General features: G+C 75.2%; 21 protein-coding genes. 9 read left to right on the top strand and 12 right to left on the bottom strand.

The annotated features are described in order from the left end of the window. The first annotated feature begins 24 nt into the window (after nucleotides 1-24). Nucleotides 25-1,800 carry an NHL domain-containing thioredoxin family protein gene (locus KPL57_RS51185; RefSeq protein ID WP_226357672.1) on the top strand — a complete coding sequence of 592 codons (1,776 nt, stop codon included), beginning with the start codon at nucleotides 25-27 and terminating at the stop codon, nucleotides 1,798-1,800. Here the strand turns inward: KPL57_RS51185 and KPL57_RS51190 are convergent. Both KPL57_RS51190 and KPL57_RS51195 read right to left on the bottom strand, forming a co-directional pair. Then, on the bottom strand, nucleotides 1,797-2,435 hold the full coding sequence (locus KPL57_RS51190; RefSeq protein ID WP_226358027.1) for a response regulator transcription factor: 639 nt from the start codon (nucleotides 2,433-2,435) through the stop codon (nucleotides 1,797-1,799). The genes KPL57_RS51185 and KPL57_RS51190 overlap by 4 nt on opposite strands. 20 nt (nucleotides 2,436-2,455) lie before the next feature. Continuing rightward, nucleotides 2,456-3,910 (bottom strand): sensor histidine kinase, encoded by a 1,455-nt coding sequence (locus KPL57_RS51195; RefSeq protein ID WP_226357673.1) that lies wholly within the window; start codon nucleotides 3,908-3,910, stop codon nucleotides 2,456-2,458. Between the two features lie 139 nt (nucleotides 3,911-4,049). Here KPL57_RS51195 and KPL57_RS51200 point away from each other — a divergent pair, with 139 nt between their 5' ends. Beyond that, on the top strand, nucleotides 4,050-5,207 hold the full coding sequence (locus KPL57_RS51200; RefSeq protein ID WP_226357674.1) for an acyl-CoA dehydrogenase family protein: 1,158 nt from the start codon (nucleotides 4,050-4,052) through the stop codon (nucleotides 5,205-5,207). Between the two features lie 36 nt (nucleotides 5,208-5,243). Here the strand turns inward: KPL57_RS51200 and KPL57_RS51205 are convergent, their stop codons facing one another. Continuing rightward, entirely contained in the window at nucleotides 5,244-5,816 is a 573-nt protein-coding gene (locus tag KPL57_RS51205; protein WP_226357675.1) for a TetR family transcriptional regulator, read from the bottom strand. Nucleotides 5,817-5,912: 96 nt separating this feature from the next. On the opposite strand from KPL57_RS51205, the gene KPL57_RS51210 reads away from it, so the two are divergent. After that, nucleotides 5,913-6,824, top strand: a complete 912-nt coding sequence (locus KPL57_RS51210; RefSeq protein WP_226357676.1) for an SDR family oxidoreductase — start codon at nucleotides 5,913-5,915, stop codon at nucleotides 6,822-6,824. 63 nt (nucleotides 6,825-6,887) lie between these two features. Here KPL57_RS51210 and KPL57_RS51215 read toward each other — a convergent pair whose 3' ends face one another. After that, nucleotides 6,888-7,286 carry a cytochrome c oxidase subunit 4 gene (locus KPL57_RS51215; protein ID WP_062395961.1) on the bottom strand — a complete coding sequence of 133 codons (399 nt, stop codon included), beginning with the start codon at nucleotides 7,284-7,286 and terminating at the stop codon, nucleotides 6,888-6,890. A 16-nt stretch (nucleotides 7,287-7,302) separates the two neighbouring features. Beyond that, a complete protein-coding gene (locus tag KPL57_RS51220; protein WP_226357677.1) occupies nucleotides 7,303-8,253 on the bottom strand; it encodes a cytochrome c oxidase subunit II in 951 nt (316 codons plus the stop codon). 294 nt (nucleotides 8,254-8,547) lie between these two features. Here KPL57_RS51220 and asnB point away from each other — a divergent pair, with 294 nt between their 5' ends. Next, the gene (gene asnB, locus KPL57_RS51225; RefSeq protein ID WP_043282739.1) at nucleotides 8,548-10,494 is read left to right on the top strand and encodes an asparagine synthase (glutamine-hydrolyzing); all 1,947 of its coding nucleotides are present in this window, start codon (nucleotides 8,548-8,550) and stop codon (nucleotides 10,492-10,494) included. Between the two features lie 67 nt (nucleotides 10,495-10,561). Here the strand turns inward: asnB and KPL57_RS51230 are convergent, their stop codons facing one another. From KPL57_RS51230 to KPL57_RS51240, 3 genes are all read right to left on the bottom strand, one after another. Further along, entirely contained in the window at nucleotides 10,562-11,497 is a 936-nt protein-coding gene (locus KPL57_RS51230) for a carbohydrate kinase family protein (RefSeq protein ID WP_226358028.1), read from the bottom strand. Nucleotides 11,498-11,621: 124 nt separating this feature from the next. Further along, nucleotides 11,622-11,993, bottom strand: coding sequence for an iron-sulfur cluster assembly accessory protein (locus KPL57_RS51235; RefSeq protein ID WP_062395963.1), 372 nt, complete (start codon nucleotides 11,991-11,993; stop codon nucleotides 11,622-11,624). A gap of 125 nt (nucleotides 11,994-12,118) precedes the next feature. Next, complete coding sequence (locus KPL57_RS51240) at nucleotides 12,119-13,234, bottom strand: glycerate kinase (protein WP_226357678.1); 1,116 nt, start codon at nucleotides 13,232-13,234, stop codon at nucleotides 12,119-12,121. 38 nt (nucleotides 13,235-13,272) lie between these two features. Between KPL57_RS51240 and KPL57_RS51245 the strand changes: the two genes are divergently transcribed. Further along, nucleotides 13,273-13,938 carry a DUF3043 domain-containing protein gene (locus KPL57_RS51245; protein WP_073574146.1) on the top strand — a complete coding sequence of 222 codons (666 nt, stop codon included), beginning with the start codon at nucleotides 13,273-13,275 and terminating at the stop codon, nucleotides 13,936-13,938. 24 nt (nucleotides 13,939-13,962) lie between these two features. Here KPL57_RS51245 and KPL57_RS51250 read toward each other — a convergent pair whose 3' ends face one another. After that, nucleotides 13,963-14,577, bottom strand: a complete 615-nt coding sequence (locus KPL57_RS51250; RefSeq protein ID WP_226357679.1) for a VOC family protein — start codon at nucleotides 14,575-14,577, stop codon at nucleotides 13,963-13,965. Nucleotides 14,578-14,619: 42 nt separating this feature from the next. On the opposite strand from KPL57_RS51250, the gene KPL57_RS51255 reads away from it, so the two are divergent. The 3 genes from KPL57_RS51255 (at nucleotide 14,620) to KPL57_RS51265 (ending at nucleotide 18,467) form a co-directional block, all read left to right on the top strand. After that, nucleotides 14,620-16,566, top strand: a complete 1,947-nt coding sequence (locus KPL57_RS51255; protein WP_226357680.1) for a bifunctional adenosylcobinamide kinase/adenosylcobinamide-phosphate guanylyltransferase — start codon at nucleotides 14,620-14,622, stop codon at nucleotides 16,564-16,566. Continuing rightward, entirely contained in the window at nucleotides 16,563-17,390 is an 828-nt protein-coding gene (locus KPL57_RS51260; RefSeq protein WP_226357681.1) for an adenosylcobinamide-GDP ribazoletransferase, read from the top strand. The genes KPL57_RS51255 and KPL57_RS51260 overlap by 4 nt, the downstream gene beginning before the upstream one ends. Nucleotides 17,391-17,570: 180 nt before the next feature. Next, the gene (locus KPL57_RS51265) at nucleotides 17,571-18,467 is read left to right on the top strand and encodes an endonuclease domain-containing protein (RefSeq protein ID WP_226357682.1); all 897 of its coding nucleotides are present in this window, start codon (nucleotides 17,571-17,573) and stop codon (nucleotides 18,465-18,467) included. Nucleotides 18,468-18,579: 112 nt separating this feature from the next. On the opposite strand, the gene KPL57_RS51270 is transcribed toward KPL57_RS51265, so the two are convergent. The 3 genes from KPL57_RS51270 to KPL57_RS51280 form a co-directional block, all read right to left on the bottom strand. Then, complete coding sequence (locus tag KPL57_RS51270) at nucleotides 18,580-19,701, bottom strand: branched-chain amino acid aminotransferase (RefSeq protein ID WP_226357683.1); 1,122 nt, start codon at nucleotides 19,699-19,701, stop codon at nucleotides 18,580-18,582. Between the two features lie 62 nt (nucleotides 19,702-19,763). Beyond that, nucleotides 19,764-20,891: a glycine cleavage system aminomethyltransferase GcvT gene (gene gcvT / locus KPL57_RS51275; protein WP_226357684.1), complete on the bottom strand. Its 1,128-nt coding sequence runs from the start codon at nucleotides 20,889-20,891 to the stop codon at nucleotides 19,764-19,766. Nucleotides 20,892-20,910: 19 nt separating this feature from the next. Then, on the bottom strand, nucleotides 20,911-22,269 hold the full coding sequence (locus tag KPL57_RS51280) for a hypothetical protein (protein WP_226357685.1): 1,359 nt from the start codon (nucleotides 22,267-22,269) through the stop codon (nucleotides 20,911-20,913). A gap of 216 nt (nucleotides 22,270-22,485) precedes the next feature. Here KPL57_RS51280 and KPL57_RS51285 point away from each other — a divergent pair, with 216 nt between their 5' ends. Continuing rightward, nucleotides 22,486-23,994 (top strand): leucyl aminopeptidase, encoded by a 1,509-nt coding sequence (locus KPL57_RS51285; protein WP_374203914.1) that lies wholly within the window; start codon nucleotides 22,486-22,488, stop codon nucleotides 23,992-23,994. Nucleotides 23,995-24,000: the final 6 nt, after the last annotated feature.

The following is a 24,000-nucleotide window of genomic DNA, read 5'->3' on the forward strand; positions in this document are numbered from 1 at the left end:
GCCGGTGTGACTGCTGGTGAACGGATGAAGGTGCGGGCGCCCGAGCTGCGCGGACGGCGGTGGCTCAACACCGGCGGCGAGGACGTGACCCTCGCCGGGCTGCGCGGGCGGATCGTGGTGCTCGACTTCTGGACGTTCTGCTGCGTCAACTGCCTGCACGCCCTCGACGAGCTGCGGCCCCTCGAAGCCGAGTTCGGTGACGTCCTGACGATCATCGGGGTGCACTCGCCGAAGTTCCTGCACGAGGCGGACCCGGCCGCGGTCGAGGCCGCCGTGGAGCGCTACGCCGTCACCCACCCCGTCCTCGACGACCCCGAGCTCACCACCTGGGACGCCTACGCCGCCCGCGCCTGGCCGACCCTGGCCGTCATCGACCCGGACGGGTTCGTCGTCGCCCGGATGGCGGGCGAGGGCCACGGCCCCGGGCTGGCCGCGCTGGTCCGGGAGCTGGTCGACACGCACGGCGACCGGCTGCGCCGCGGGGACGGCCCGTACGTCCCGCCGCCCGCGCCGGACACCGCGCTGCGGTTCCCCGGCAAGCTCGTCGCGCTGCCCGGCGGCACGTTCCTCGTCTCCGACACCGCCCACCACCAGCTCGTCGAGCTGGAGCCCGATCTGGAGACCGAGGTGCGGCGGATCGGGTCCGGGGAGCGCGGGCTCGCCGACGGCGCGGCGGCGACGGCCCGGTTCTCCGAGCCGCAGGGGCTGCTGGTCCTCCCCTCCCGCGACGCCGTGCTGGTCGCCGACACCGTCAACCACGCGGTCCGGCGGGTCGACCTGGCCGACGGCACCGTGTCCACCCTGGCCGGGACCGGTGAGCAGCTGCGCGAGCGGGTCGCGGTCGGTGCCGCGTCGGCGCTGCTGTCCTCGCCGTGGGACCTGGCGTGGTGGGGCGGGACGGTCGTCGTCGCGATGGCGGGACCGCACCAGCTATGGACCCTCGACCCCGCCACCGGCGAGGCCCGGGTGCTGGCCGGGACCACCAACGAGGGGCTGCGCGACGGCGCGTTCGACGAGGCGTTCTTCGCCCAGCCGTCCGGGCTGGCCGCCGGCCCCGACGGGACGCTGTGGGTCGCCGACTCCGAGATCTCCGCGCTGCGCCGGGTCGGCGACGGCCCCGGCGCCGCGGTCGCGACGGCCGTCGGGCAGGGGCTGTTCGAGTTCGGGCACCGCGACGGCCCGGCCGCGCAGGCGCTGCTGCAGCACCCGCTCGGGGTGACCGTGCTGCCCGACGGCTCGGTCGCCGTCGCCGACACCTACAACGGCGCCGTGCGCCGATTCGACCCGGCGACGAACCTGGTCTCGACGCTGGCCGAGGGGCTCGCCGAACCGTCGGACCTGCTCGTCGACGGCGAGACGCTGGTCGTCGTCGAGTCCGCGGCGCACCGGCTGGTACGGCTGCCCGTCCCGGCGGGGTCGCTGGTGTCCGGCGACGCCCACGTCGTCCGGCGGACCCCGACGGCCCTCGCCCCGGACGTGGCGCTGCGGATCGGGTTCGCCCCGCCCACCGGGCAGCACCTCGACGACCGGTACGGCGACCCGACGTCGCTGACCGTGGCGGCCGACCCGCCGTCGCTGCTGCTCTCCGGCGGGGGCACCGCGACCGGGCTGACCCGCGAGCTGCGCCTGGACCCGGGCGTCGGCGCCGGGGTGCTGCAGGTCGCGGTGACCGCGGCGGCCTGCGACGACCCGTCGGACGGGTTCGCCGCCTGCCACCGCTACCAGCAGGACTGGGGCATCCCGGTGACCGTCGACGACGGCGGCCCCGCCGAGCTGGCGCTGGACCTGCGCTCGGTCTAGCCCAGCCAGGCCAGGACCGCCATCACGCGGCGGTGGTCGTCCGACGACGGCGGCAGCCCGAGCTTGGTGAAGATCGAGGAGATGTGCTTCTCCACCGCGCCCTGGGTGATCACCATGAGCCGCCCGATGGCGATGTTGGTGCGGCCCTGGGCCATGAGCTCCAGCACCTCGCGCTCGCGCGGGGACAGCTCGGCCAGGGGGTCGCGCCGGCGGCGCTTGGTGAGCAGCGCGGAGACGACCTCGGGGTCCAGCACGGTGCCGCCCGCGGCGACCCGGCCGAGCGCGTCGGACAGGTCGGCGAGCTTGGACACGCGGTCCTTGAGCAGGTAACCGACCCCGCCGCCGGCCTCCAGCAGGTCGGTGGCGTAGGACTCCTCGACGTACTGGGACAGCACCAGGATCCCGACCGACGGGAACCGCCTGCGGATCTCCAGCGCGGCCCGCAGCCCCTCGTCGGTGAACGAGGGCGGCATCCGGACGTCGACGACGGCCACCTCGGGCTGGTGCTCCTCCACCGCGGCGACGAGCGCGGTGCCGTCCCCGACGGCGGCGAGCACCGTCGCGTCCGCCTCCTCCAGCAGCCGGACCAGGCCCTCGCGCAGCAGCACCGAGTCCTCGGCGAGCACCACCCGCATCGTCATGGACCCATCCTGGGTCACGCGTCCCCCAGGCCGGCGACCGGGACCTCCGCGGTCAGGACGGTCGGGCCACCGGGCGGGCTGTCGACCTCCAGGCGTCCCTCGACGATCTCCAGCCGGTCGGCGAGCCCGGCCAGGCCGTGGCCCTTGCCCGGGTGGGCGCCGCCGCGGCCGTCGTCGCGGACGCCGACCCGCAGCAGGGTCTCGTCGACGGTCACTGTGACCGTCACCGCGGTCGCGCCGGCGTGCTTGGCGATGTTGGTGAGTGCCTCGGTCACCACGAAGTACGCGGTGTTCTCGACCAGGGCGGGCAGCCGGGCGCCGTCGGCGAGGCCGACGTCGAGGTCGACCGGGACCGGGCAGCGCCCCGCGGCCGCCCGCAGCGCCGGGCCGAGCCCGCGGTCGGCGAGGATCGGCGGCGCGATGCCCCGGGACAGCGCGCGCAGCTCCGAGAGCGCCTCGCGGCTCTGCTCCAGGGCCTCGTGCAGCAGCGGGCGGGCGCGCTCGGGGTCGTCGTCGAGGCGCCGGACGGCGGACTCCAGGTCCATGCCGAGCCGCACGAGGCGCTGCTGCGGCCCGTCGTGGATGTCGCGTTCGAGCCGGCGCAGGGTCTGTGCCTCGGCCGCGACGGCCGCCCGCCGCCCGGCGGCCAGCGCCAGTGCGCGGGCCCGCAGCGCGGCGGTCTGGTTGGTGAGCAGGCCGCGCGCGAGCAGCGCACGCATGTCGGTCAGCCAGCGCACGACCGTCGGCAGGGTCATCAACAGCAGGACGCCGAGCCCGGTGTTGAGCGCGACGTCACCGAGGGTGGAGTCGATGCCGGTGATCGAGCCGAACAGCGTCCAGTTGTTCGGCCCGCGCGGCAGCGACCACTGCCAGAACACGTAGAACAGCCCGCCCAGGCCGGTGACCGACCACACCAGCGCGACCGCCGCGGTCACCGTCCGCACCGGCAGCGCGGTGACGGCGTGCGCGACGTCGCGCCAGCTCTGCGGGTCGGCCAGGGCCCGGAACAGCCGCCCCATCAGCGAGCGCCCGCGGTTGGGCCGGTAGTGGTGCGGTGGGAGCGGGCCGCCGGTCGCGGCCTCGGTGGCCCGGCGCTCCAGCTCGGCGAACCCGCGCGCCGCGGCCAGCAGCCCGACGGTGATCGGCAGCCCGATCCAGATCACGAACGTCCCCGCGCCCAGCACCAGCCCGACCAGGACCACGACCCCGCTGACGACCGCCAGCGGCAGCCCGGTCAGCAGGTAGGCCATCTGGGCGCCGAGCCGGGTGCGCCCCGGCCACGACGACGGCCAGCCCGGCGGGTGCGGCAGGTGCAGGCCCCCGTCGCGCAGCAGGTACTCGCGCAGCGCCCCGTTGCCCCAGCCCTCCAGCGCGCGGACCAGGTGCGGGTCCAGCGGGCTGCCGCCCGGCTCGTCGGGGGCGGGGCGGGGGCGGGTGGCGACGTCGCGGTCGGCCGGCTCCTCGGACATGCGGTCCTCCTGCTCGGCGCGGCACGGGTGCACCCCGAGGATAGGCGGTGACGAACACCCCGCCGGGGTCGCGTGGGACGGGGGCGACATGGTGAGCTACCCCTCGGTAACAGACGCGACGACGCGAGAAGGTGTGCCCGTGGACCCCGCCGACCTCATCGACGTCCTGGACTCCGTCCGTGACTTCATCCGCACCGAGGTGGTGCCGCAGGAGGAGCGGATCGACGCCGAGGACGCCGTCCCCGAGCGCATCGTCGCCCAGTGCAAGGAGATGGGCCTCTACGGCTTCACCATCCCCGAGCAGTACGGCGGCCTCGGCCTGACCGCCTCGCAGGAGGTCCGGCTCGCGTTCGAGCTGGGCTGGACGACCCCCGCGCTGCGCTCGCTGTTCGGCACCAACAACGGCATCGCCGGGCACGTGCTGCTGGAGGGTGGCACCGAGGAGCAGAAGAAGCAGTGGCTGCCCCGGCTGGCCTCCGGCGAGGTCACCGCCTCGTTCGGGCTGACCGAGGCCGACGCGGGCTCCGACCCCTCCTCGCTCACCACCCGGGCCGTCCGCGACGGCGACGGCTGGGTCCTCAACGGCTCGAAGCGCTACATCACCAACTCCCCCGTCGCCGATGTGATCATGGTGTTCGCGCGGACCGACCCGGACGCCCCCGGCAACCGCGGCATCTCGACCTTCCTCGTCCCGAAGGGCACCCCCGGCCTCTCGGTCGGGCCGAAGGACCACAAGATGGGCCAGTTCGGCGCCTGGACCGCCGACGTGTACCTCGACGACGTCCGCGTCCCGTTCGAGAACGTCGTCGGCGGCGAGGAGGGCATCGACAAGGGCTTCCTCGTCGCCGCGAAGTGCCTCGCCCACGGCCGGCTGCACATCGGCGCGGTCTGCGTCGGGATGGCCGACCGGCTGGTCCACGAGACCGTCGAGTTCGCCAGGACCCGCGAACAGGGCGGCAAGCCGATCGCCCGGTTCCAGCTGGTCCAGGGCCTGGTCGCGGACTCGGTGACCGACGCCCGCGCGGGCCGCGGCCTGGTCCTCGACGCCGCCCGCAGCTTCGACGACGGCACCGACATGGTCTCCGGGCCCGCCGCCGCGAAGTACTTCTGCTCGGAGATGGTGGGCAGGGTCGCCGACCGCGCGGTGCAGGTGCACGGCGGGGCGGGCTACATGCGCGGCGTCGCCGTCGAGCGGTTCTACCGTGACGCCCGGCTCTTCCGGATCTACGAGGGCACCAGCCAGATCCAGCAGGTCATCATCGCCCGCGACGCGCTCGGCCGCGCCGCCCGGGGCTGACCGCACCCCGGCGGTCCGGCCCGGCCGGACCGCCGGTCATCCCCCGGCGACCACGCCCCGCAGCGCGGCGGCCACCGTGCGGACCTCGGCCGCGAGGTCCCCCTCCTCCGCGGCGGAGACCCAGCGCGCGAACGCCGTGCGGAACACCGCCGCGCCCGCCTCGGCCGCCACGGTCGCCGCGGGGTCGGCCACACCGCGGGCGCGCAGACCGTCGGTGAGCACGCCCACGACGGACTCCATCTTCACCAGCTCCCGTTCGCGCAGCGACGCGTTCGCCGCGAGCACCCCCTGCCGGCGCCGCGCGAACGCCCACCGCCCCTCGAACGTGGCCGCGACGTGCTCGAGGGCACCGGTCAGCGCCCGCTCCGGCGGCAGGTCCGGGTCCGCCGCGGCCAGTCCCGCGGCGAACAGCGACACGAACGACTCCCCGGAGTCGCCGCCGAACAGCACCTCGCGCTTGTCGGCGAAGTGCCGGAAGAAGGTCCGCTTGGTGACCCCGGCCCGGGACGCGATGTCCTCGACCGTCGTGCCGTCGAAGCCGTGCTCCTCGAACAGGTCCAGCGCCGCTCCGCGCAGCCGCCCGGCGGCGTCCGGCTCCCATCTGCCCATCCCCCGAGCCTACGTGACGACACCTGGTGTCATCGCGGTGTACAGTGATGGCACCAGATGACATCACTGGTCATCACGGTCACACGGAGGCACCTCATGCGCATCCTCGTCACCGGGGCGACGGGCTGGATCGGCTCCGCCCTCGTCCCCGAGCTCCTCGGCGCGGGCCACCGGGTCGTCGGGCTGGCCCGTTCCGACGCCGGCGCGACCGCCCTCGACACGGCAGGGGCCGAGGTCGTCCGCGGCGACCTGGACGACCTCGACCTGCTGTCCGCCACGGCGTCGCAGGTCGACGGCGTCGTCCACCTCGCCTTCAAGCACGACCTGGCCTTCGGCGGCGACTTCCCGGCCGCGGTCGCGGCGGACCGCGCGGCCGTCGCGGCGCTGGCCGCGCCGCTGCGGGGCACCGACCGCCCGCTCGTCATCGCCTCCGGGCTCGCCGGGCACGGCTCCGGCGCCCCGGTCGACGAGGACGACCTGCCCGCCACCGACAGCCCCGCGGCGGGCCGGATGCTCACCGAGCGGGAAGTCCTCGACCTGGCGGCGGCGGGCGTGCGCTCGGCGAGCGTCCGGCTGGCCCCGACCGTGCACGGCGCGGGCGACACCGGCTTCGTGTCCGTGCTCGTCGAGACCGCGCGGCGGACCGGGGTCAGCGGCCACGTCGGCGACGGGGGCAACCGCTGGCCCGCCGTGCACGTCGGCGACGCGGCCCGGCTGTTCCGGCTGGCCTGCGAATCCGCCCCGGCCGGCACGGTGCTGCACGCCGCGGGCGAGCAGGGCGTGACGATGCTCGAGATCGCCGAGGCGATCGGCCGCGGGCTGGGTGTGCCGGTGCGGGAGGTCCCGAGCGAGCACTTCGGCTGGCTGGGCACCTTCGCCGGGCTCGACGTCGTCGCCCGCAGCGACCGGACGCGCGCCCTGCTGGGCTGGCAGCCCGGCGGGCCCACGCTCGTCGAGGACATCGAGCGGCACTACGTCGGCACCCCCGCCGGGCACGCGAGCGCCTGAGCACCCCGGAACGACGAACGGCCCCACCCCCGGTGACGGGGATGGGGCCGGTTCGCGTGGTGGTCAGTGCGCAGCGGGACCGCGGTGGTACTCGAACACCAGGCCGCCGACGGCGATCAGCACCAGCGTCATGCCGATGACGATCATCCAGGCGTACCAGAAGGCCACACCCAGGGCGGCGAAGGCGGCCGCGGCGGCCAGGCCCAGCGGCCAGTAGCTGCCGGCGGAGAAGAAGCCCACCTCGCCGGCGCCGTCGGACACCTCGGCCTCGGGGTTGTCCTCGGGGCGCTCCTCGAGGCGGCGGGAGACGAACCGGAAGTACGTGCCGACGATCAGCGACAGACCCGCGGTCAGCCACAGCGCGGTCACGCCGACGACCTCACCGGCGATGAACATGTACGCCAGCGCGGCCAGGATGAAGAAGCCGGTGACGATCTCGAAGAGCCGGGACTCGATCTTCATGGGTGCGCGTCCTCCCTCAGCCCGTGACCTGCGCGGCCAGCTGGCCGCGGTCGGTCGAGAACGGCTGCGTGCTGATCGCCTCCGGCGCGCACCACTCGCCGCAGTTCAGCGCCTGCAGCGCCTCGCCGGTCGAGTAGGCCTGCCCGGTCTGCGGGTTGGTCTCCTTGCGGAGCTGGATGTACCGGTCGAACAGCGCGGGCTCCAGGGCACGCACCTCGAAGTTCATCTGCGAGTGGTACGTGCCGCACAGCTCGGCGCAGCGACCGACGAACGCACCCTCACGGTCGATCCGGTCGATGATGTAGGTGTTGTCCTGCTCGTTCCGCTCCGGGAACGGGAAGACGTCGCGCTTGAAGAGGAACTCCGGCACGTAGAACGAGTGGATCACGTCGGGCGAGCGCTGCGTGAACTGGATCGACCGGTCGGTCGGGAGGACCATGATCGGGATCGTGTCGCTCGTCCCCAGCGTGCTCACCGGGCGTCCGCCCTGGCCGGCCTCGTCGGGGTAGGAGAACTCCCAGTTCCACTGGAACCCGACGATGTCGACCCGCAGGTCGGCCGGGCCACCCGCGGTCGGGTTCTCCTTGTCGATGTAGTTCTGCACGTTCACCGTGAAGCCGAAGAGCACGGCCACGATGACGGTCGGGATCGCCGTGAAGACGAGCTCGACCGGCAGGTTGTACTGCGTCTGGCGCGGCAGCGAGCCGTCGTCGTCCTTGCGCTTCCGGTGCAGGATCATCGCCCAGAACATGGCGCCCCAGGTGATGACACCGACGACCAGCGCCGCGATCGCGGACCAGGTCCACAGGTTGCGCATCGACTCGGCCTCGGGGGTCACCCCCTCGGGCCACCCGAACCGGATGACCTCCTGGACCGAGCAACCGGCCAGAGCCGGAGCCGCCAGCAGGCCGACCACGGCCACCTTCGCCGCCCGGGCGATCCGGGAGCGGCCTTCGGTTCGGGCCACTGCACGCCGCCTTCCTGTCGTCTCCTGCGTACGCCGCACTGCCAGCACGTTCTTCCTTGCTCCGCCGTCACGACACCGCGGTCGAAGGGGATCATGTGCCACCCGTATGGAGCACCGTCTTCGACCTCGCGTAGAGCCTAGACGAACCCCGGTCGGGCCGCGCCCCCCGGGGGTTCCCGGACAGGGCGTGAACGTCGTCACCGCCGCAGGGGAAACAGGCAGTCTCGCAGCGGGAAGACCGTTTCGCACCGGGGCGCGCGAGACCCGTCCGGCTGACTCGGCATACTGACCGGTGTGTGCGGACTGCTGGGATTGCTGACCGCCGGGGCGGACGCCGCGACCCGGGTCGACCCGATCGCCGACGGGCTGCGCTGTGCGCGGCACCGGGGACCCGACGAGAGCGAGACGTGGAACGACCACGACCTCGTCCTCGGGTTCAACCGGTTGTCGATCATCGACGTGGACCATTCCCACCAACCCCTGCACTGGGGGCCGGTGCCGGGCGAGGACACCCGCTACACCATCGTCTTCAACGGCGAGATCTACAACTACCTCGAGCTCCGTGAGGAGCTGATCGAGACCTACGACGCGGCGTTCGCCACCGACGGCGACGGCGAGGTCATCGTCGCGGCGTTCCACTACTGGGGCCCCGACGCCGTGCAGCGCCTGCGCGGCATGTTCGCCTTCGCCATCTGGGACGTCGTGGAGCGCGAGCTGTTCCTGGCCCGCGACCCGTTCGGTATCAAGCCGCTGTTCCTGGCCACCACCCCGGTCGGCACCGCGTTCGCCAGCGAGAAGAAGTCGCTGCTGTCGCTGGCCGGTGAGCTGGAGATCGGGCTGGACCTGGAGCCGGCCGCGCTGCAGCACTACCTGACCCTGCAGTACGTGCCCGAGCCGATGTCGCTGCACCGGATGATCTCGCGCGTCGAGTCCGGCACGCACGTCACCGTGCGCCCCGGCGAGGAGCCGCTGCACCAGCGCTACTTCGCGCCGAAGTTCATCTCGCTGCCCAGCCACGCCCCGGCCAGCGCCGAGGCGGAGGCGATCGTGCACGGCGAGATCGCCGACGTGCTGCGCGACTCGGTCGCCAAGCACATGCGGGCCGACGTGACCGTCGGTGCGTTCCTGTCCGGCGGGATCGACTCCACCGCGATCGCGGCGCTCGCCAAGGAGCACAACCCGAACCTGATCACCTTCACCACCGGGTTCGAGCGCGAGGGCTACTCCGAGGTCGACGTGGCCGCCGAGTCCGCTGCCGCGATCGGCGTGCGGCACGTGGTCCGCACCGTCAAGCCGGACGAGATGATGGAGGCCCTGCCGCTCATCATCTGGTACCTCGACGACCCGGTCGCCGACCCGGCGCTGGTCCCGCTGTGGTTCATCGCCCGCGAGGCCCGCCAGCACGTCAAGGTCGTGCTGTCCGGCGAGGGCGCCGACGAGCTGTTCGGCGGGTACTCGATCTACCGCGAGCCGCTGTCGCTGTCGCCGTTCGAGAAGGTCCCCGGCACGCTCAAGCCGCTCATGCGCCGGGCGTCGCGCAAGATGCCCGAGGGCATGCGAGGCAAGGACCTGCTGCGCCGCGGGTCGCTGTCGATGGAGCAGCGCTACTACGGCAACGCCCGCATCTTCCGCGACGACCAGCTCCACGAGGTCCTGCGCGGCTACGACCCGCGGGTGTCGCACCAGGACGTGACGGCGCCGCACTACTTCGCCAGCCACGACTGGGACCCGGTCGCCCGGATGCAGCACGTGGACCTGTTCACCTGGCTGCGCGGCGACATCCTGGTCAAGGCCGACAAGATGACGATGGCGCACTCGCTGGAGCTCCGGGTGCCGTTCCTCGACCCCGAGGTCTTCGACATCGCCTCGTCGCTGCCGCAGTCGCAGAAGATCACCCACGGCTCGAACGGCACCACGAAGTACGCGCTGCGCCGGGCCTGCGAGGGCATCATCCCGCCGCACGTGCTCAACCGGCCCAAGCTCGGCTTCCCGGTGCCGATCCGGCACTGGCTGCGCGACGAGATGTACGCCTGGGCGCGCGACATCCTGCAGAACTCCGGTGCCGGGCACCTGATCGACCTGCAGGCCGTGCACCGCATGCTCGACGCGCACCGCGAGGGCCCGGTCGACCACTCCCGCCGGATCTGGGCGGTGCTGGTCTTCCTGCTGTGGCACGGGATCTTCGTCGAGAAGCGGATCGTGCCCGAGGTGCCGACCCCGACCTACCCGGTCAAGATCTGAGCGGTCCCCGCACGACGACGGGCCGGCACCCCCGCGGGGGTGCCGGCCCGTTCTCGTACGGCGGGGGTCAGCCGGGCAGGACGGCCCGGATCTCGTCGGCGGCGGTGTCACCGAAGGCGTCGCGCAGCCGGGTGAGGGCGGCGTCGCGGTCCCAGGTCCATTCCTGCGGGCCGTCGGACTCCAGGACGTAGGTCGCGATGAGCGCACCCAGCTGGGCCGAACGCTCCAGCGGCAGCCCGGCGCCGAGCGCGGTGAGGAACCCGGCGCGCCAGGCGTCGCCGACACCGGTCGGGTCGACCAGCTCGGTCGGCGGGACGACGTCGATCCGGGTCTCGGTGCCGTCGGCCTCGACGATCAGCGCGCCCTTCTCGCCGAAGGTGGTGATCCGGGTGCCGACCTTGGCGCCGATCTCCTCGGCGGTCCAGCCGGTCTTCTTGAGCAGCAGCTCGAACTCGTAGTCGTTGGTCACCAGGTAGGTGGCGCCCTCGATGAGGCGCCGCACCTCGGGGCCCTCCATGCGGGCCAGCTGCTGGGACGGGTCGGCGAGGAACGCGTAGCCCTTCTCGCGGCACTCGTCGGTGTGGCGCAGCATGGCCTCGGGGTCGCTGGCGCCGATCAGCACCAGGTCGAACCCGCCGACGCGCTCGGCGATCGGGGCGAGCTCGATCTCCTTCGACTTGGCCATGGCGCCCGTGTAGAAGGACGCGATCTGGCGCATGTCGTCGTCGGTGGTGCAGACGAAGCGGGCGGTGTGGACGTCGACGTGGGTGTGCACCCCGGAGGTGTCGACACCCAGGTCGTCTAGGACCTGCTTGTACTCGGCGAAGTCGGCACCGACGGCGCCGATCAGCACCGGGTTCTGGCCGAGCACACCGAGCGCGAAGGCGATGTTGCCGGCCACGCCGCCCCGGCGGACCGTCAGGTCGTCGACCAGGAAGCTGACCGAGATCCGGTCCAGCTGGTCGGCGAGGATCTGCTCGGAGAACTTCCCCGGGAAATGCATGAGGTTGTCGGAGGCGATCGACCCCGTCACGGCAATAGGCACACAGGGGACCCTACGTCACCCACGGCGAAGGGCCCCGCCGGAGATCACCGGCGGGGCCCTTCGGAGGTGCTGCTGTGCGACGTCAGTTGAAGCTGTCGCCACAGGCGCAGGAGCCGCCCGCGTTCGGGTTGTCGATCGTGAAGCCCTGCTTCTCGATGGTGTCGACGAAGTCGATCGTGGCGCCCTGCAGGTACGGGGCGCTCATCCGGTCGACGCCGACCTTGAGACCGTGGAAGTCACGGAAGAGGTCACCGTCGAGCGACCGGTCGTCGAAGAAGAGCTGGTAACGCAGGCCGGCACAGCCACCGGGCTGCACGGCGATGCGCAGGTGCATGTCGTCGCGGCCCTCCTGCTCGAGCAGGGTGCGCGCCTTGACGGCAGCGGAGTCGGTCAGCTCCACGCCGTGCGTCTGCTCCGTGGTCGCGCCCGCGTCCAAGGTGTTGTCAACGGTCATGACTCTCCCAACAACGTGCGTGGTCCGCCCTGTTCCCACCGGGCGTCGGAATCCATAGTACGACGTCGGGCGGGTCCGCATCCGGGCGGAGACCGTGCGATTCGCCGACGGGCGGGTGACGGGGCTCACCGGCTCCAGCGGGGAGCGACGCGTTCGGCCAGGTCGGCGAGGGTCCCGGCCGGGTCGGCCATCGAGGCCTCCAGGCCGAACTCCTCCGCCACCCCGAACGCCGCGTCGACCCCCGCCGCCGCGGCCTCCCGGCGGCCGACGCTGACCTGCCCGGCCAGCACCACGCACGGCGTCCCGCGGTCGGCCGCACCCCGGGCGACGGCGGTGACGAGCTTGCCGCGCAGCGACTGCCAGTCGAAGCTGCCCTCCCCGGTGACGGCGACGTCGGCGGCGTCCAGCTCGGCGTCGAGCCCGACCAGGCCGCGGACCAGCCCGGCACCGGACTCGACCCGCGCGCCGAGGGCGAGCAGCGCGGCGCCGAGACCGCCCGCGGCGCCGGCCGAGGGCAGGTCGCGCACCTCGCGCCCGGCCAGGTCGGCGAGCACCCCGGCGAACACGGTCAGCGCGCCGTCCAGCTCGGTGACGGCGGCGTCGTCGGCGCCCTTCTGCGGGCCGAACACGGCGGCGGCGCCGTGCGGTCCGAGCAGCGGGTTGTCGACGTCGCTCGCCGCGACCAGGGTCATCCCGCCCAGGTCGGGGGTCCCGTCGAGGCGGGCGCAGCAGTCCAGGGCCGCGCCGCCGGGCGGGAGCGGGAGGCCGTCGTCGTCGACGGGGACGGCGCCGAGCGCGGCCAGCAGACCGGCGCCGCCGTCGGTGGTGGCGGACCCGCCGAGCCCCACGACGGCGGTGGTGACGCCGGCGTCGCGGGCGGCGGCGAGCAGCTCCCCCACCCCGGACGTCGTCGCCGTGCGGGCGACCCCGGGGACCCGGTCCTCGCGCGGGACGTGGTGCAGCCCGCACGCCGAGGCGCACTCCAGGTAGGCGGTGTCGCCGACGCGCAGCCAGGACCCGGTCACCGGGTCACCGAGCGGGCCGGTGACCTCCCGCTCGTGCACGGTCCCGCCGAGCGCGGTGTGCAGCACCTCCGCGAAGCCGGTGCCGCCGTCGGCGAGGGGGACGATCGCGACGTCGGCGCCGGGCACGCCGCGCCGCCAGCCCGCGGCGATCGCCTCGGCCGCCTCCCGTGCGCTGAGGGTTCCGCCGAAGGAGTCGGGAGCCACCACGATGCGCATGCGGGGCAGGCTAGCGGCGGCCCGTATTGTGGACACCTGTGAGGTTCCTGCGCCGCTCCGAGAGCTCCGACCAGGCCGGTCAGACGGCCGTCGAGTCCCCGGCGGGCACGGACGCTGCGGAGACGGAGGACGAGGGCGCGACCCGCTCGCGTCCCCACACCACCCCCGGCAAGGGCCGGGCGACACCGAAGCGCCGTGACGCCGAGGGCAGGCGGCGCGGTCCCGCGCCGCCCCCGCCGCGCACCCAGCGGGAGGCCGCGAAGCTGGCCCGCGCCACCCGGCCGTCGAAGGACGAGCGCCGGGCGAAGGCGCTGGAGCGCCGTAAGCGGATGGACGCCGGCGACGACCGCGTGCTGCTCCCCCGCGACCGCGGCAAGGTGCGGGCCTACGTGCGCGACATCGTGGACTCGCGCCCGCACGTCATCGGGCTGTTCCTGCCGCTGGCCGCGCTCGTGCTGGTCGCCGCGCTGATCCAGAACCCGGTGATCCAGCAGTACGTCACGCTGTTCACGTTCCTGATGCTGATCGTGATGGTCGTCGAGGGCACGCTGCTGGGCATGCAGGTCCTGAAGAAGGCCCGCGCGAAGTTCCCCGACGAGGAGATCAAGGGCCTCGGCACCGGGTGGTACGCGTTCTCCCGCGCCACCCAGCCGCGCCGCATGCGGGTGCCCAAGCCGCGCGTCAAGCGCGGCGACACGGTCTGACACCGTCCCGGCGGGCCCCGGCTCTCAGAGCACGAGCGGCCCGCCGGGCAGGTCCAGCACGGCCTGCAGCGACGGCGTCTCCCCCGCGACGACCTCGGCCTCCCCACCCGCACCGACGGCGTCGAGCAGTGCGGTCACCCGCTCCGGATCGGGGTGGGTCAGGCGCAGCGTGCGCAGGCTCGCCGGGACCGGCAGGTCGGCCGACGGGTGCCGGGTGGCGCCCCAGTCGATGAGGAACGGCAGCACCCCGCCCGCGTCGTCGGGCGGGAACGCGAGCCGCCACGCGAGCAGCGTGCCGTCCGGGCGCCGACGGGACATGTCCCGGGCGGGTCCCGGGTCGTGCCCGGCGGCGCGGGCCGCGTCGAGCGCGGCGTCGAGGTCGTCGACGCGCACCGCCCAGGTCACCAGCGCGGGTGCGGTCAGGGTGTCGATCCGGAACGGGCGCGGTGCGCCCGGCTCGTCCTGCGCGGGGTCGGGGCCGACGACCTCCAGGTACCGGCCCGGCCCGATCCCGGCCAGCCGGTTGCGGGTGCCGACACCGACGTGCGGCCCGCCCTCGAGCGTGTGGAGATGACGTCCGGCCAGGTCAGCGGCGGTGTCGTCGACGTCGGGGGTGGCCAGGACCAGATGATCGAGCACCTTCGCGACGCTACCGGGGACCGGTAGGACACGATGTGCGGCGTGACTCCTCCCGTCGAACTGCGGACGCTCGTCCTCGGGGGCACGCGCTCCGGCAAGTCGCGGCACGCCGAGGAACTGCTCGGCGACGACGCGGCGGTCCGCTATCTCGCGACCGGCCGGCGGATCCCCGGCGACACCGACTGGGACGCGCGCATCGCCGCGCACACCGCCCGGCGCCCCGCCCACTGGACCACCGAGGAGGTCGGCGGCACCGAGCTGGCCGCCGCGCTCGCCCGGCCCGGCCCGGTGCTGGTCGACGACCTGGCGACCTGGCTGACCGGGGTCCTCGACGACGCCGGTGCCTGGGACGCCCCGGTCGTGCCCGCCGCGGTCGACGCCGCCGTCGACGGGCTGGTCGCCGCGGTCGCCGCCGCGCCGGGTCCGCTGGTGCTGGTGTCCGCCGAGACGGGGCTGGGGGTCGTGCCGGACACCCGCGCCGGACGGCTGTTCCGCGACCGGCTGGGTGAGCTGAACGCCGCCGTCGCGCGGGTGTGCGACGACGTCGTGCTGGTGGTGGCGGGACGGGCCCTCGCCCTGCCCGCTCCGGCCACGGACGCCTCCGCCGCTCCGGCCGGCATCGCCGCCGCACTCGGACCTGCGGCGCCGGCCGCGGGAGCACGCGCCGATCTCGCCGTCGCGGGACCCGCTGCCGGGCTCGACGCCACCGGGTCGCCCGGCTCCGCCACCGCGTCCGCGGCTCCCGACGGGAGCGGTGCTCCGGCCGGCGGGGCCGCCGGGGCCGAGGTCGCCGACCCTGACGGTGACGTCGCGGGCACCCCCGCCGGGGTCCCGGGTGCGGTCCTCCCCGCGACCGGGGCGGCCGCGGGCGCCGTCGCCGGGGCCGCGACGACACCCGCCTCGGTCACCGAGTCCGACGTGGAGATCGTCCCGGTCACCGTCGGACGGCCGGACTCCCGCAGCCGCCGAGAGGCCGTCGCCCTGGTCGAGGGGCTCGCGATGCCCACCGGCGGGCTCGGCAGGCTCGGCGAGCTGGGCGTGTGGCTGGCGTCCTGCCAGGGCACCTGTCCCCCGCAGGCGCCCGTGCGCGCCCGGGTGGTGCTGCTCGCCGCCGACCACGGCATCGCCGCGAACGGCGTCTCGGCCTACCCGCCGCAGGTGTCCGCGGTGCGCGCCACCGCCGCCGCGGCCGGACGGCTGCCGGTCACCGTCGCCGCGCGGGCCGCCGGGGCGACCGTGCGGGTCGTCGACGTCGGGCTCGTGTCCGGGGCCGAGGGTGCCGAGCCGGGCTGGCTCGTCGCGCACGGCACCGGCCGGATCGACCGCGAGGACGCCCTGGACGGCGAGCGCGCCACCGCGGCGTGGCTGACCGGGCGGCGGCTGGCCGACGCCGAGATCGACGCCGGCGCGGACCTGCTGATCCCGGCGACGCTCGCCGTCGGCGTGACGACCCCCGCCGCGACGATCGTCGCGGCCGTGACCGGGGCCGAGCCCGTCGCCGTCGTGGGGCGGGCGTCGGGGATCGACGACCGCGCCTGGATGCGCAAGGCCGTCGCGATCCGTGACGCGCTGCGCCGGGCCCGTCCGCACCTGCGCGACCCGCTGGCGCTGCTGCGCACCGTCGGCGGCACGGACCTGATCGTGCTCGCCGGGTTCCTCGCCCGGGCCGCGGAGCGCAAGGTGCCCGCGGTGCTCGACGGTCTGGCCGTCGGCGCGGCGGCCCTGCTCGCCGACGAGCTGGCCCCCGGCGCGAAGGACTGGTGGGTCGCCGCGCAGCCGTCGACCGAACCGGCCGCGACGCTCGTCCTGGAGCACCTGTCGCTGGTGCCGCTGCTGGACCTGGCGGTGCGCACCGAGGACGGCACCGCCGCGGTGACGGCGCTGCCGCTGCTGGTCACCGCGGCGCGCCTGCTCGCCGAGACCGGGACCGCGCACGACACCGGCGTCGTCCCGGGTGACGTGACGGCGCCGGCCGGCCTCGGCCGGTGAGCGGACCCCGGCCCGGTCCCCTCGCCGGGCTCGCGCTGGCGGTCAGCTGGCTGACCGTCGTGCCCGCCCGGGTCCGCACCTCCGACGAGGGCGCGCTGCCCGACGGCGTCGCCGCGGCCGCCCTGCGCTGGGCGCCGCTGGTCGGCGCCGGGCTCGGCGTCGCGGGCGGGGCGCTGCTCACCGGGCTGGTCGCCGCCGGGGTGTCCCCGCTGGTCGCGGGCCTGCTGACGGTCGGGGCGGGAGCGCTCGCGACGCGCGGGATGCACGTCGACGGCATCGCCGACACCGCCGACGGCCTGGGCAGCTACGGCCCGCCGGAGCGGGCGCTGCGGATCATGGCCGACGGCGGGGCCGGACCGTTCGCCGTCGTCACGCTGCTGGTGGTGCTGGGCGCCCGCGCCGCCGCCCTCGCGCAGCTGGCGTCCGCGCCGCCCGCGGTCGTGCTCGTCGTCTGCGCGCTGGCCGCGGCGACCGGGCGGGCCGGGTTCTGCTGGGTTGCGCGCCGCGGGACGCCCGCCGCGCGGCCCGGCGGGCTGGGGGCGACCGTCGCCGGGTCGCAGCCGGTGTGGGTGGCGCCGCTGTGGTGGACCGGTCTGGCGGCGGCCGGGGCGGGGGCACTCGTCGGCGCAGACCGGGCGGGGGCGGCCGCCGGGGCGGTGCTCGCCGTCGCCGGGGCGGTGCTGCTCGCGGCGCTGCTGGTGGTGGGCCTGGCCCGGCACACCCGGCGACGCTTCGGCGGGATGAGCGGCGACGTCCTGGGTGCGGCCTGCGAGCTCGGCGGCACCGCGGTCCTCGTCGTCCTGGCGGCCGCGCTCACCGGATGACCCGGGGCTTGATCGAGCCGGTCCACGCGGCAGGCGGCCCCATGATCACCGGTTGTGGAGCACATCGTTCGCGAGGCGGGCGCAGGACTCCACAACCGGTGATCATGGACGGGATTCGCAGCTGCGACGGGTTCGGCGGGATCGGGGCCGGGCCGTGCGGGGCGCCGCCATCCTGCGCCGGTGCCCCCTGCCCCGCTCCCCGCTCCGTCGACCTCGCTGCGTGACCTGCTGCTCGCCCAGGACGGGGTCCTGTCCGCGGCCCAGGCCCGGGCCACCGGGCTGTCCCGGCAGGCCGTCCGGCGACGGGTGGCCCGCGGCGAGTGGGTCGACCTGCACCCGGGCGTCCTCGCCGAGGCGACCCGCGTCCCGACCGCGGCGATGCGCGTCCGGGCCGCGGCGCTCTGGGCCGGGCCCTCCGGGCTGGTCCACGGGCCGGCCGCCGCATGCTGGAGCGGGATGACCGACCGGTGCCCCCGCGACGTCGGAGTAACGCTCCCCCGCGGCACCCGGCGGCTCGCGCCCGGCGGCATCGCGCTGCGGCGGCGCGACGTGCCCGGTCCCGACCGGACCTGGATCCGGGGCGTCGCCGTCACCGCCGAGCACCTGACCGTGCTGGAGACCTGCGCCGTGCTGCCCGACGGGGCCGCGTTCCTCGACCGGGTCCTGCAGCGTCGCGTCGTGCACCCGGCGCTGCTGCACGAGGCCTACTGCCGCAACGCGGGCGCGCACGGCATGGCCGCGGCGCACCGGCTGCTGGTGGCCGCGCTCGACCGCGCGGACTCGGAGCTGGAACGGATGCTGCTGCGGCTGCTGTGCGCCGCCGGGATCGGCGGCGTCGTCCGCGGGCTGCCCGTGGGCGGCGGGCGCGAGATCGATCTGGCCTTCCCCGCCGAGCGGGTGGCGATCGAGCTGGACGGCTGGGCCTGGCACACCGACCCCGACCGGTTCCGGGCCGACCGGGCCAAGGGGAACGCCCTGGTCACCCAGGGGTGGACGCTGTTGCGCTTCACCTGGCACGACGTGCACGACGCACCCGAGGGCACCGTCGCCGCGATCAGGCGGGCCCTGCGCCGGTGATCACCGGTTGTGGAGCGTTCCGTCCGCGAGACGGGCGCGGAACTCCACAACCGGTGATCATGCGTCGGGGCCGGACGGCCGGCCCGGAACCGGTGGACGATCCCGGGACGGCTCAGACCGACGCGGAGGCCGGCACCAGGGTGTGCATCCAGCCGTGCGGGTCCGGGGCCGCGCCGCGCTGGATCGCGGTCAGCGCCTCGCGCAGCTGCAGGGTGACCGGGCCGGGCTCACCGTTGCCGACGGTCACCTCGCCGCCGCTGTGCTTGACCGTCCCGATCGGGGTGATCACCGCGGCGGTGCCGCAGCCGAACACCTCGGTCAGCACGCCGCTGGCGGCGCCACCGAGCCACTCCTGGCCGGAGATGCGGCGCTCGACCACGGAGATCCCGAGGTCCTTCGCCACCGTGATCAGCGAGTCCCGGGTGATGCCGGCGAGCACCGAGCCGCGCAGGTCCGGCGTCGCGACCTCGACCGAGCCGTCCTCGGAGCGGAAGACGAAGAACAGGTTGTTCGAGCCCATCTCGTCGATCCACTGGCGCTCCTCGGCGTCGAGGTAGGCGACCTGGGCGCAGCCGTGCTGGGCGCCGACCGCCTGCGGCAGCAGCGACGCCGCGTAGTTCCCGCCGCACTTGGCGGTGCCGGTGCCGCCGAGCGCGGCCCGGGTGTACTCGGTCTCCAGCCACACGTCCATCGGCTTGACCCCACCGGCGAAGTACGGCCCGGCCGGCGAGGCGATGACCGAGTACAGGTACTCCGACGACGGCCGCACCCCCAGCCCGACCTCGGTCGCGATCATGAAGGGCCGCAGGTAGAGCGAGTCCTCGGTGCCGGCCTCGGGCACCCACTCGGAGTCGACCGCGAGGAGCTCGGACAGCGAGGCGAGGAAGAGGTCCTCGGGGAGCTCGGCCATCGCGAGCCGGCGCGCGGAGCCGGCGAACCGGGCGGCGTTGGCGTCGGGCCGGAACGAGGCGATCGAGCCGTCGGGCTGGCGGTAGGCCTTGAGACCCTCGAAGATCTCCTGCCCGTAGTGCAGGACCATCGACGACGGGTCCAGCGTCATCGGGCCGTAGGGCACGACCGCCGGGTCGTGCCAGCCGGTCCCGGCGGTCCACCGGATCGTCACCATGTGGTCGGTCATGTACCGCCCGAAGCCGGGGGCGGCGAGTACGTCGGCGCGCCGCTGCGGGGACGCCGGGGCGGGGTTGCGGGTCACGGAGAACTTCGGCGCGCTCATGCCCCGAACGGTATCCCCGCTGTCCACGGGGCAAACAGTCGGATTCCCGAAGAACGGGACCCTCAGCGGACGTGCGAGGGCACCAGCGGCGGCTTCACGACCTCCACCGGCAGCGCTCGACCCCGGACGTCGATCACCAACGCGTCGCCGACAGCCACGCCTCCCGCGGTGTCGACCAGGGCCAGTGCGACGCCGGTGCGCAGCGTCGGGGAGAACGTCCCCGAGGTGACGACGCCGACGGGGCTGCCGCCCTCTCCGTCGAGGACGGTCATGCCCGCCCGCGGGACACCACGCCCGATCGCGCGCAGCGCGCGCAGGCGCCGCGCCGGGCCCGCCGCGCGCTCGGCGAGCAGGGCGTCGCGGCCCCAGAACGCCGGCTTGTCCCACCCGACCGCCCAGCTGCTCCCGGCCTGGACCGGGCTGATCTCGATGGACAGCTCGTGGCCGTGCAGCGGGTAGCCCATCTCGGTGCGCAGGGTGTCGCGCGCCGCGAGACCGCAGGGGCCGCCGCCGACGGCGCGGACGGCGTCGAGCAGGGCGTCCCACATCGCCGGTGCGGCCTGGGCGGCGAGGACGACCTCGTAGCCGAGCTCGCCGGTGTAGCCGGTGCGGCAGATCCGCACACCGCCGTCGTTCAGGCCGCCCTCGAGGTCGGTGAACGCCATGTAGTCCAGGTCCGCGACGCCCTCCCCCGCGGCACCGAGCGCCGCGCCCAGTGCCTCGGCGGAGCGGGGCCCCTGGACGGCGAGCACGGCGAGCTCGCGGTGCCGGTCGGTGATCGTGACCCCGGGCGGGGCGTCGGCGGCGAGCGCGGAGACGATCCGGGTGGAGTTCGCGGCGTTCGGGACGAGCAGCAGGTCGTCGTCGGCCGCCAGGTAGACGATCATGTCGTCCTCGACGCCGCCGCGGTCGTCGCAGGCCAGGGTGTACTGGGCGCGGCCCGGGCCGATGCGGCCGAGGTCGTTGGTGAGGCAGGCGTTCAGGTGCGCGGCCGCGCCCGGCCCGGAGATCGGGACGGTGCCGAGGTGGCTGACGTCGAACAGGCCCGCCGTCTCGCGGACCGACGTGTGCTCGGCGACGGTGCCGCCCGGGTAGGAGATCGGCATCGACCACCCCCCGAACTCGCCGAGGGTGGCGCCGAGGGCGACGTGCCGGTCGTGCAGCGGGCTGGGCAGGAGCTCGTCGGTCACGCGCCCGACCCTATCGGCCTCAGGCCGCCTGTTCCTCGGGATCGCTGCGGCGCACGGGTTCCTCGGCCGCGGCGCGGGCACGGGAGCGCGCCGTGACGGCGCACAGCACCCAGCCCGCGGCGAGCGCCCCGGCCGTCGCGACCAGCGGCCACGGCGGCATCGACGCGGCGACGGCCAGGCACCCCACCCCACCGGCGACGGCGACGACCGCCGCCCGCACCGGGCGTCCCGGCAGCCGGAGCACCGCGGCGTGCAGCACCGCGTGGTGGACCAGGGCCGCGACGACGGTGACGACGATCGCGGTCGTCGCGGACAGCAGCAGGGTCATCGCCAGGGTCAGCACCCCCAGCGTCAGGTCGGCCACCCACGGCGTGCCGCGCGACCCGCCCCGGCCCAGGAACGCCGGCAGCTCCCCCTCGCGGGACAGCCGGGCGGCGCCGGCCGCGGCCCGCGACAGCGCCCCGAGCAGTGCGGCGACCGTCGCGGCGGCGGCGCCGACCCGCACCAGCACCCCCACCTGGGCGCTGCTGCTGGTGTCCATCAGCGCGGCCAGCGGCGCCGACGCCGACGCCAGCCCGGACGCACCGAGCCCGCGCAGCAGGGCCGCCGACAGCAGGAGCAGCAGCACCGTCGTGATCACGACGGCGAGTGCGGGGGCCCGGCGGATCGCCCGCACCGGGTCCCGCAGGCTGCCGCCGAGCTCGGCGACGCGGGACAGCCCGGTGAAGGCGAGGAACACGAACCCGGCGGCGGCGAGCACGCCGAGCGGGCCCGGCTCGATCGCGGCCTGCAGCGTGGCGACGGCCGGGTCGTCGGGCGTCCCGGCGCCGTCGCCGGCGATGCCGGTTCCGGTGGCCGCGGCGGGCATCGCCGAGGACAGCACCGCGTGCGGCCCGTCCGACCGCAGACCCACCACGATCGCGACGGTCAGGGCGAGCACCGTGCCCACCACCAGCCCGCGCGCCGCACCGGGCGAGATCCGCACCCCGAAGGCGTTCACCGCGACGACGGCGAGCACCGCCACCACCGCGATCGTCACCGGCTGGGTGGGCAGCACGTAGGCGCCGAACACCAGCGCCGCGGCCGACCCGGCGGCGGCCCGCGAGGTCACCCGCGCGACCGCCCCGAGCCGTAGTGCGGGGGCGGGCAGGTCACCGCGGGCCAGCTCCGGACCGGCCGGGCGGGCGAGCGACAGGTGCGCGGTCGAGCCGACCACGCCGAGCGCGAGCAGCGCGGCGAGGAGCACCCCGAGCGGGAACCAGGTGCCCGCCGACGCGGCCGCGGGGCCGAGCGCGGCGTACAGCCCGGTACCGAACGTCGCCGACAGGGCGACGACGACCGCGGTCACGGTCGGGATCCGGTACGGGGGGCGGGGCACCCGTTCACCTTCCCATCCACCCCTGTGCCGCGCGGCGCCGCGGGGGTGTCATTACCATCTCGGTCCGGTCTCGTCGTCCCGCCCGCCACCCGGCTCCCCACCCACCCGGCGCACGGGACGTGTGCACCGGCCACGCAGGGTGAGATCGGGCGACCCGGAGCCACTCGTCCGATACCCACCGTTCCCGTCCGACCCCGAGGAGTGCCACCCGTGCCGATCGACGTCCCGACCCTCCCGCAGACCGCCGCACACAGCGGTGCCGAGACGGAGGCGGTCGTCGACGCCGTCGTGGTCGGTCTGCACGCCCCCGCGGCCGACGCCGCCGACGGCACCGGCCCGGCGCTGGCCGCGGGCGCCGCCGGCGTCGACGCCGCGTTCTCCGGGGAGCTGCTGGAGCTGCTCACCACCGTCGGCGCGACCGGGAAGGCCGAGCAGGTCGTGTCGCTGCCGACCCGCGGCGCGCTGTCCGCGCCGCGGCTGGTCGCGGTCGGTCTGGGCCGCCCGGCCGAGGGGCCGAAGGCGTCCGAGGCGGTCCGCCGCGCGGCCGGTGCCGCCGCCCGCACGCTGGCCGGGACCGGCTCGGTGCTGAGCACGCTGTCCGCGGTCGACGCCGAGGCCGCGGTCGTCGGCGCCGTCCTGGGCGGCTACCGCTTCGACCGGCACCGGACCTCCACCGACGCCGCGGCCGCCCCGGTCGGCAGCTGGTCGTTCACCGGTGCCGACGACGCGGCCGTGCGCCGGGCGACGCTCGTCGCCGAGGCCGTCGTCACCGCCCGGGACCTGGTCAACACCGCGCCGAACGTGCTGGTCCCGGAGACCTTCGCGGCGCACGCGGTGGCGCTGGGAGAGCGCGCCGGGCTGGTCACCGAGGTCCTCGACGACGCCGGGCTGCGGGAGAACGGCTACGGCGGCGTCACCGGCGTCGGGAAGGGGTCGGCGAACCCGCCCCGGCTGGTGCGCCTGACCTGGAACGGCGGCCCGGCCGCGTCGAAGCGGGTCGCGCTCGTCGGGAAGGGCATCACCTTCGACACCGGCGGCATCTCGCTCAAGCCCAACGCCGGCATGGCCGACATGACCTCGGACATGGGCGGGGCGGCCGCGGTCGTCGCGACCGTCGTGCTCGCCGCGAAGCTGGAGCTGCCGGTCACGGTGACCGCGACCGTGCCGATGGCGGAGAACATGCCGTCGTCGACGGCGTACAAGCCCGGCGACGTGCTGACCATGTTCGGCGGGACCACCGTCGAGGTGCTCAACACCGACGCCGAGGGACGGCTGATCCTCGCCGACGCGATCGTCCGCGCCGCCCAGGACGACCCCGACTACCTGGTGGAGACCTCGACGCTGACCGGCGCCCAGCTCGTCGCGCTCGGCATGCGCACCGCCGGGGTGATGGGCTCGGACGAGCTGCGCGACCGGGTCGCCGCACACGGCACCGCCACCGGCGAGGACGCCTGGGCGATGCCGCTGCCGGAGTACCTGCGCGGCGAGCTGGACTCGCGGGTGGCCGACATCAGCAACGTCAGCGGGCAGCGGTTCGCCGGGATGCTGCTGGCCGGCACGTTCCTCAAGGAGTTCGTGCCCGCCGGGCTGCCGTGGGCGCACATCGACATCGCCGGGCCGTCGTTCAACACCGGCGGGCCGCGCGGCTACACCACCAAGGGCGGCACGGGGGTGCCGGTGCGCACCCTGCTGGCGTTCCTGGAGGACGTGGCCGCGAACGGCTGAGCGCGG

It is taken from the genome of Pseudonocardia sp. ICBG601, from assembly GCF_020496245.1.